8 protein-coding genes and 2 pseudogenes are annotated in these 8,619 nt (G+C 49.4%); 2 read left to right on the top strand and 8 right to left on the bottom strand.

Annotation, left to right across the window (positions count from 1 at the left end; translation table 11 throughout):
- The 4 genes and pseudogenes from C7N83_RS11895 to pdxH form a co-directional block, all read right to left on the bottom strand.
- Positions 1 to 317, bottom strand: a pseudogene (locus C7N83_RS11895) (hypothetical protein); the annotation flags it as partial.
- A 466-nt stretch (positions 318 to 783) separates the two neighbouring features.
- The gene (locus C7N83_RS11890; protein WP_106742888.1) at positions 784 to 1,155 is read right to left on the bottom strand and encodes a hypothetical protein; all 372 of its coding nucleotides are present in this window, start codon (positions 1,153 to 1,155) and stop codon (positions 784 to 786) included.
- Positions 1,156 to 1,158: 3 nt separating this feature from the next.
- On the bottom strand, positions 1,159 to 2,286 hold the full coding sequence (locus C7N83_RS11885; protein ID WP_106742886.1) for a pseudouridine synthase: 1,128 nt from the start codon (positions 2,284 to 2,286) through the stop codon (positions 1,159 to 1,161).
- Between the two features lie 457 nt (positions 2,287 to 2,743).
- The gene (pdxH, locus tag C7N83_RS11880) at positions 2,744 to 3,376 is read right to left on the bottom strand and encodes a pyridoxamine 5'-phosphate oxidase (RefSeq protein ID WP_106742884.1); all 633 of its coding nucleotides are present in this window, start codon (positions 3,374 to 3,376) and stop codon (positions 2,744 to 2,746) included.
- 99 nt (positions 3,377 to 3,475) lie between these two features.
- Here pdxH and dut point away from each other — a divergent pair, with 99 nt between their 5' ends.
- Positions 3,476 to 3,928 carry a dUTP diphosphatase gene (dut, locus tag C7N83_RS11875; protein WP_106742883.1) on the top strand — a complete coding sequence of 151 codons (453 nt, stop codon included), beginning with the start codon at positions 3,476 to 3,478 and terminating at the stop codon, positions 3,926 to 3,928.
- Positions 3,929 to 3,996: 68 nt separating this feature from the next.
- On the opposite strand, the gene C7N83_RS11870 is transcribed toward dut, so the two are convergent.
- From C7N83_RS11870 to nrdG, 4 genes are all read right to left on the bottom strand, one after another.
- Positions 3,997 to 4,593, bottom strand: a complete 597-nt coding sequence (locus tag C7N83_RS11870) for an LURP-one-related/scramblase family protein (protein WP_106742881.1) — start codon at positions 4,591 to 4,593, stop codon at positions 3,997 to 3,999.
- Positions 4,594 to 4,671: 78 nt separating this feature from the next.
- Entirely contained in the window at positions 4,672 to 5,157 is a 486-nt protein-coding gene (locus C7N83_RS11865) for a DUF4189 domain-containing protein (protein WP_106742879.1), read from the bottom strand.
- A gap of 681 nt (positions 5,158 to 5,838) precedes the next feature.
- Positions 5,839 to 7,620 (bottom strand): anaerobic ribonucleoside-triphosphate reductase, encoded by a 1,782-nt coding sequence (gene nrdD / locus C7N83_RS11855; protein ID WP_106742876.1) that lies wholly within the window; start codon positions 7,618 to 7,620, stop codon positions 5,839 to 5,841.
- A gap of 38 nt (positions 7,621 to 7,658) precedes the next feature.
- Positions 7,659 to 8,189 (bottom strand): anaerobic ribonucleoside-triphosphate reductase activating protein, encoded by a 531-nt coding sequence (nrdG, locus tag C7N83_RS11850; RefSeq protein ID WP_106742874.1) that lies wholly within the window; start codon positions 8,187 to 8,189, stop codon positions 7,659 to 7,661.
- 191 nt (positions 8,190 to 8,380) lie between these two features.
- Here nrdG and C7N83_RS11845 point away from each other — a divergent pair.
- Positions 8,381 to 8,619 (top strand): annotated as a pseudogene (locus tag C7N83_RS11845) (IS1595 family transposase); the annotation flags it as partial.

The raw sequence follows: 8,619 nt of genomic DNA, 5'->3' as shown, positions 1-8,619 counted from the left end.
TAATTCTGCCCATGAAAAACGTATCTGCCATGCCGCACGCGACAGGCAAACGGGCTGAGTTTTGCGCTGCGAAAACCATCAGTCATCGTTTGGCGGCACTGCTGCGGAGACAGATGGCCTTTGATCGTGTTAAACCACGTGCCGTCAGGCTGCATGATTTCATAGCGGTTGAGCAAGGTGCCAAAGGTGTAAATTTCGGCGCGGCGTTGGTCACGATGGGCTAAAACAATGGTTTCATCAGATAAATCAAAGCTGAACATCTTCAATCTCATTTCACAATACACAAAATGCCGTCTGAAAATCATCTTCATAGACATTCAGACGGCATTGATTTCAATTCACCATATAAAGTTTATTTGTTAAATGGTGTTTGAGGCCGTGGCGCATTTTGCAGTCCTCTTTCCTCACGCCATTTGACACAAACCGGCTCATCAAATTGCGAATGCATTGTGGTACAAACGGGGCCGGTTGTTCGATACCAACCTTTTTCTTCCAAACAGATAGTTCCCTCGGCATAGCTGTTTACTTCTCTATACTTGCTATAGTACCCCCCAACAGGATCTAAACCACATTGTCGGAAATCATCATCTAGTTTATCTAAATATTGTATGGCATAAGTTTTTAAATCGGAATTTTGATCTAGATCATTTGCCCATTTATGCAGCCTCCAGTATGTGCCGTCATCAGGTGGTGGTTGATAAAAACTTGGAAAAAGAATAGCGCAAGAAGATAAACTTAATTATAGTAATCAAAGTAATAGTTTTTTCATTTAATTACTCCTAATTATTTGTTAGCCTGATCTATGGTTTGTGTTTTGGGCATTTCCAGTTTGTCCGTATGACCCAGTTCGACACAATTAGGCGTACCTAGGCCATAGCAGTTATGCGCGGTGGTTTCCTGTCCGGAAAGGACATGAATCCAGTTGCCGAGTTGGTTTTTGCCACCACTGAGTGCAGTGGTGGCGGGATTATTGCCGATCACGGGCCATGTTGCTACGGGATCATTGGCGTTGATTTCATAAATGATATGTCTGGGTGTTGAAGTATTGCCCTGCAGTCGGGTGTAAAGTTTATCGCTGTCGGCAATGGTTGCTGCTGCACTGACCATTTTCAAATCTACGTCTTTTAGAATGCCTTTATTACTGTTATCACGCATTAATTAAGAACGGCGGCGGTATTCGCCCGGCAGCAGCATATCCACCCATTTCATGATGTTGGCCACTTCCACCGGATTCAGCTCGTAAAACTGGCCGCGTTTCAGGCGGTTCGGCAAGCCGATTGGACCGAAACCCACGCGCACCAAGCGGCTTACAGTCAGACCTTGGCTTTCAAAAATGCGGCGCACTTCTCGGTTACGGCCTTCCTTAATCACCACGTTATACCATTTGTTCATACCTTCGCCGCCCTGCTCGCAAATGCGTTCGACTTTGGCCAAACCGTCTTCCAGCATCACGCCTTCCTGGGTCAGCATACGCATTTGCCCGGTACTTAATCCGCCCAACACGCGCACGGCGTATTCGCGCTCGACCTCAAAACTCGGGTGGGCAAAACGCTGCACCAACTCACCCGACGTGGTCAGAATCAGCAAACCGCTGGTGTTGATATCCAAGCGTCCGATTGCCACCCAGCGGCTGCTGGCAGCTTGCGGCAAACGGTCGAAAATGCTCACGTGGCCTTTGGGGTCGTCGCGTGATACGATTTCACCTTCTTGTTTGTAATACAGAATAATGCGCGGCAGGCGGTCGGCCCATTTCAGCTTGATGACATTGCCTTTCACCGTCACATGATCATCGGGCGTTACTTTTTCACCCAACTCGGCCACATGGCCATTGACCATCACCCAACCGTTGGTAATCCACTCTTCCATTTCACGGCGCGAACCCACGCCCGAAGCGGCCAACACTTTTTGCAGACGTTCCGGTTCGAAGCGCGACAAATCGCTGCGGCGCTCTTTCAAATCCCGCGCGTGTTCCATGATTTTTTGGTTCGGATTACGCACCATCAGTTTTTTCGCTTTGGAAATATGCTGTTTCGGCGCACGCGGATTCTGCCCGGCGGTTTGGTCGCGGAAACTTGATTCCGCGGTTTTACCCGCTTGCAGGCCGTCTGAAACGACTTCGCCGCGAGCACGGCGGCCACCTTTGAATTCGGTTTCTTTTGATTTGGATTTAAAGCCGGATTCGGCTTTCGGTTTGCTTTTGAATGGTACGCTTTTCTTTACGGGCTTTTTGGCGGCGGTTGACACGCCATCACGCCATTCGCGCTTACTGGTCGGCTTTTTGGCCATAGTGAATCTCCTAACACGTTGGATAACGGTTCTTCTGCGGCGTTTCGCGGCAGGATGGTTGAACAATGCAATACTGAGGCCGTCTGAAAAACAAACGGTTCAGACGGCCTTTTATATTTATATCAAATCGGATTTTACCCTACTTTATTGAATTTGTGTCGGTTTTGATAAGGAAAAAAGCGGCATGGAACAGCATGCCGCAGCCTTATGCGAGCATTTTGCCAATCAGCCTTTTCCTTTTGCCACCGGATCCTTCCCCCGGCGGCGGTTAGGAGGCAGACGGCATTGAAAAGTTTCAGAAAACCATATCCGCATCATGACAGTTTTCAAACATCCAATGTCCCAAAGCCATCCCTTATTCCAGCCTTCCCTGCCGGACAGGAGAATGGGGGACGGACAGGTGGCCGGCACGTTTGAATTGCAACTTGAATTCATTCCCCAAACAAACCGTGCCAATTCAAGGTGACAGCCGCTCTTTCACCCACACACCGTTTTCCAAACGATACCGGATACGGTCGTGCAAACGGCTTGGCCGCCCCTGCCAAAACTCAATGCAGTCGGGAATCACAATATAGCCGCCCCAATGTGGCGGACGCGGTATGTGCAGCGGGTGTTTCGCACCGACTGCCGCTGCTTTTGCCACCAGTATGGCCTTACCGGAAATCACTTCACTTTGGTTGCTCGCCCATGCGCCGATGCGGCTGGTGTAAGGGCGACTGTCAAAATATTCGTCGGAAGCGGCGGCATCCAGTTTCTCAATGCGCCCTTCAATACGCACTTGGCGTTCCAATTCCGGCCAGAAAAACGTCAGCGCAGCAAACGGATTGGCGGCAAATGATTTTCCCTTACGACTGTGGTAATTGGTAAAAAAGACAAAGCCTTGCGCATTCACCTCTTTCAGCAGCACCATGCGGCTGTTGGGGCGACCGTCTTCGCCGACGGCAGCCACATTCACCGCTGTCGGCTCGTTGACCTGCGAATGCATGGCTTCTTTCAGCCATTGTTCGAATTGGGTAATAGGGTTGCTGCCGCACTCTGATTCCGACAGCTCGCGTTTACTGTAATCTTCGCGGATATTGTGCAAATCCATGATGGTTCTCCTGTGGTTTGCTCTAATGATACGCTTTTTTTTCAGGCAGCCTCAAGCTTGTTATAATGCCGTCTGAAAAATTTTAATGCGAGAAAAACCATGCAAACAGAAGTCGAGCTGAAAATCTTAAACCCGAAAATGGCCGGACAGCTTCCTGCCTATGCGACAACCGGTTCCGCCGGCTTGGACTTGCGCGCGTGCTTGGATGAAGAGGTCACGCTCCAACCGGGCGGAACTTATCTGGTACCGACCGGTTTGGCGGTACATTTGGCCAACCCTGCCTACGCCGCCATGTTGCTGCCCCGCTCGGGCCTCGGCCACAAACACGGTATTGTCTTGGGCAACCTCGTCGGCCTGATTGACTCGGATTATCAGGGTGAATTGAAAGTATCGGTTTGGAACCGCAGCCAAACCGCGTTTACCATCGAACCAATGGAACGCATCGCGCAAATGGTCATCGTGCCGGTGATTCAGGCGGCGTTTAAAGTGGTGGACGAATTTGCCGCCAGCGAACGCGGCGAAGGCGGATTCGGCAGCACAGGTAAGGCTTAAAACGTTTACAAGAATATAAAAGGCCGTCTGAAAAAAGTTTTCAGACGGCCTTTTGTTTGCCAAACAATTTACCCGTCACCGCGTTCCAACAGCATCACCATCATTACCGCATTCAATACCAGCACATCATCGCGCTCATCTGCTTCAGCGAGTTTATCCAAGCTGAACTTGCGCTCGAAAAACGACGGCTCTTTTTTAAGGCGGTACACTTCCTGCCCGTCTGGCTCAGTGAGTGCGTAAGTCGGGTTAAGAAAATAACCGGTCAGCGAGCCGAGCAGCGGAATTTCGCCAATCAGGCCGTTTACCAAGGCCACCATCGGGTTGGTCTCGCGCAGTTGGTACACTTCGCGCCCTTGTTCATCAAACAGCACATAGCTGGTTTTCCACAACGATTTCATGCCATGGCGTTGGATTTTACCGATGAGCGTGCCGTCGGAAGTACGCACGGTATAAACCGCATTAAAATCAATCATACGGTCGGCCTGAATATTAAACAATTCGGTTTTGTCGCTGCTGTTGCGGAAAATTTGTACCGACTCTTTGATTTTAAAAATCTTCTGCCGCGTGTAAGCAATTTCCTGACCATCAGCATCGAACACGGAAAAATCGTTTGATGGCGTGAATATTTTGAATTGGAAATTTAAAGGGAAACGGATATTCTGCATGGATTTTCTTCTTATTGAAAAGTTTAAAAAAGCCATCTGAAATCAGGAAAGTTTCAGACGGCCTCCGGATTTTTGGAATTACAAAGACTTGATTCTGCTCCACAAAGCCTTCATCGCACCGCCGTAATAATCGCTTGAAGTGCAATATGATGCCTCGATGGCACATTGGCCCTCGGTACCGAATTTTTTGCTGCACTGGGTAATCGCCGTCTGGCGGGTATTTTTAAACAAAGGCGAGCTAATGACGACCACGTTTTCGGTCGTCATGCGGTTTTGCGCGCGCGGATAAGCCACGGCGACACAGGTATTTTGCAGCGGCATGACCGATTGGCAACCGGTGGCTTGGTCTTTTTGTACCCCGGCCAAGGCATCTTGCCCGCGGCAATATTCGGCCAATTCGTTGCCGGCATCGAGCTGGTTGAGGTTTTCTCGGGTGGTTTTAATGTGCAACACATCGCTGCTGTCGCTCGGGTTTTGCCAAAAAGCCAAATAGCCGTAGGTATCGGCAGCGGCCGCGGTGGCCGCCAAGCCGCTGAGTACGCAGGCGGAGAGAATTTTCTTCATGGTGATTTTCAGATGAGATTTAATTATATAAGACAAATATCGGTATGGAAGTGATTATGGGCTCAGATGGTGTATTCTCAAACCATTTTCATTTATTTTAACTTGAATTTATGCAACGCTTCAGCCCGCGACGCCCTTTCTTAGCGTAAGCTGCCGATAATGTGCAATACACGGTTTCAAGCTCACATCCACCCGCGCTGTCCCGTATTTCAGACGACATTGTTGCAAAGCTTATACAGCACCTTGGCAAACGCTGGATTTTGTGCCACAACCGACATTTTCATGTTTCAATACGCCTTGCGTACACGGCTGTGCGGCGGCGCAGGTATTTTTCAGCGCAATCACGCTCTGGCAAACGGTCGCCGCTTGCGCACTCAGGTTTCACAACAGGCCTTGCACTTGACAAAATGCTTCTAACTCTGTTTTTGCTTCTTCCGCACTTGCATTCTCGGCGGTGTTTTTGGTTACGGTAACCATTTCGGCTTGGCCGTGATGTTGCCAAAACACAATACAGCCCTGAGTATCCGCGGCATAAACCAGCAGTGTCAGTGCAAAAACAAATAGGAAAAGCAACGCTGTCAGATTGATAAACCGAGAAGGTTTGCTTACGCTTTATTATATAAAGAAAGGCCGTCTGAAACGGATATCATCCTATTCAGACGGCCTTTCTTTCAGACGGCTTCACGCTGCCCGGCGGTGGTAATGGCGTAAGGCGTGTTCTTTGCGACGGCCGCTGCTGAACGCTGACACGCGTTTGAGATAGCCGATGACGCGCGTGCCGTAGTCGATGTCGGGCGAACCGCACTTGCTGCAGGCGTGTAAGGTGCGTTTGTCGATGTAGCCGCATTCATTACAAATGGTGATGCGCACATTGACGCAGAAGTAATTGCAGCCGGTTTTTGCGGCGATGTCGAGCAGCGAACGGTAGCCGCTTTTCGACAGGGCTTCGTCCAAATTCAGATGCAACGCGGAGCCGCCGTCGAGCCAATCGACGAGCTCTTTACCGTGCAGCAGGAATTTATCCAGCGCATTGGTTTCCTCATCTTCCACCACATAAAAATAAGAATTGTAGCAATCGCGACGTACCTGATAACCGCCGGCTTTATCCCATTTGGCATTTTTCACGCCGAGATTTTCCGCCGGTACGAATTCGGTGTTGAATTTTACACCATAATGTTTGCCCGCGGCTTGATTGGCTTCGAAAATGATTTTCAGACGGCCTTGCACAAACTGCACATATTCTTCGTTGTAACCGACTTTGATGTCATGAAATTCCGCCGCTTCGGCCATGCCGTTGATGCCGATGGTGAGAAATTGTTTGTCCAGCGTGATAAAGCCTGCGTCGTATACCGGCAACATGCCCGCAGCCTGATATTCTTCCATCAGCTTGCGGTAGGCGTATTGGTATTGGTGGATTTTCGCTACTTCTGCTGCCAAATCGCGTCCGTCTTGTTCCAAGCGGTTCATGTTGATAGTGATGACGTTAATCGAGCCGGTCGCCACACCGCCTGCGCCCAAGGTGTAGGAAAAGGTACGGTCTTCAATGGCGTTGCGCAAACGGCAACACGAAGCCAGCGAATCAGGATTGTCGGACAAATACACGAAAAATGAATTGCCCTCGGCCAATTCCTGCGCCATCTCGTCGGCAAACTGCGTGTCTTTGCACTTGCCTTCATCCGTAAGCATGGCGGCGGTGACAACCGGAAAGGTCAACACTGCTTTGGTACGCTCTCGGTTAAACCATTTCAGGAAAAAGTTTTGCAGCTCGGCCACGCTGTGCCAATCAGGTTTGCTGAAATCAGGAAACACAAAATCACCGAACATGGCTTCAAAATAATATTGGTCATACACCGAAATATTCCAAAACACGCTCTGATAGCCGCGTGCGGCGGCGGGCTGGTTGATGCTGTACACCACCTGCTGCAGATGGTTGGCCACTTCGGCAGCATGGGTTTCCAAATAATCATCGCCAAAATCTCGGCGGGCGAAGTGATCGAAATAGGTCAGAAATTCCACCGTTGCCACTGCCCCGGCAAATTGCGCACTGATGGCGAACACCAGATTCACAAACGAGCCGCAAAACGAAGCCAAATGCTCAGGGGCTTTCGATTCACCGCCGAGCTTGGTCAAACCGTCGAGCAAAAACGGATACAGCGTCACCGACACGCAATACGGTTTGAGGCTGGTTTCATCGTGCACATAAATTTCGTGCGCTTCGATTTGGCGGATGTATTCATCGGCTGCTCCCTGCCCGAACAATTCGGCAATCTTGCGCGACACCTGACTGCGGTTAATCTGCACGAAAAAATCTTTCATCAATTCCGCTTCCATCGTGGCAATGTTTTTCTGCGTGACGTTGGCATTGGCGTCCATTTTTGAGCCATCGGCTGCATTAGCCGCGTGGATGTAGTCATGCATAAAATCGAGTTTGCCGTTTAACTGTTCGGGATACAGCCGAATCATGTTGCTCTCCTAGTAAAATTGGTGGGATATGGCGGCGGTCAGGCCGTCTGAAAAAAGCGTGCCTCGGCAGGGGTAATGGCGATGGTTTTCTTGGGGTTGTCTCTAACAAACCAATGATTGAGCACTTCGCCTGTGCGTAAATCCATAAATATCTGATTGGTGGCCGCGCTGCCGAGGCCGCCCAATTCCATCACCCAGCGGCCGGTTTTCAAATAATCCAAATTCTGAATCAGGCCGTCTGAAACCACTTCCAGCTCGGCGCGTTCCAAGCCGGTATAGAGACAGGTTTTCAAACCGGTCTGTTTCACGGCTATCAGCAGTTGCGTCAATTCGTCCGACTGCCATTCGCCGCCCATAAACAGCACACAGCTAATCAAGCCTTGATAGCGTTTCAGACGGCCTGCTAGATATTCGGCGGTTAAGGGTTTGCCCAAACCGGCTTTCCAACTGTCGGCACTGTGGCAGCCTTCACAACGCAGCGGACAACCAGCAATCAGAAATGCCAATGAAGTTTCATTCGGTACTTCCTGCCAGACAATTTGTTCTGTGATGAAGGTTAGCGTTTGCATATTAGATAAATAAATACCATATTTAGTGTACATTAAATCACAATAATACTAAATATGGTATTTTTAAGTTTAAATCTGATTTTTGATTAACATAGTTAAATTTTATAAATATGATTTAGTTTGACTAATTAATGTTTGATCAACATATATCATAGCTGATTAAATATTGGGCCTGACGTAGATTAGCCGTCATGTCAGACGGCAAAAATAAAGATAACCATTGCAAATTAACAAAGAATACCCAAAGAAAACTTCTCCGGTTTTTTGTACCGGAAGCCACAACCTGTGCAGCCGCTGATATTTTGGGTATCCAACCCGGTTGGGCTATGTTGTCCTACCGCAAAACCCGCCAAGTGGCTGTCTGTCATTTGGCGCAGGAAGCCGGCGGGGTTTTCAGAGGCCCTACCGGGCCGGACGGGGGTTGTTTCGG

This window comes from Neisseria iguanae (assembly GCF_003013245.1).
In the GTDB taxonomy this organism is placed as follows: Bacteria; Pseudomonadota; Gammaproteobacteria; order Burkholderiales; family Neisseriaceae; genus Neisseria; species Neisseria iguanae.
This window is presented reverse-complemented; position numbering and strand designations above follow the sequence as displayed.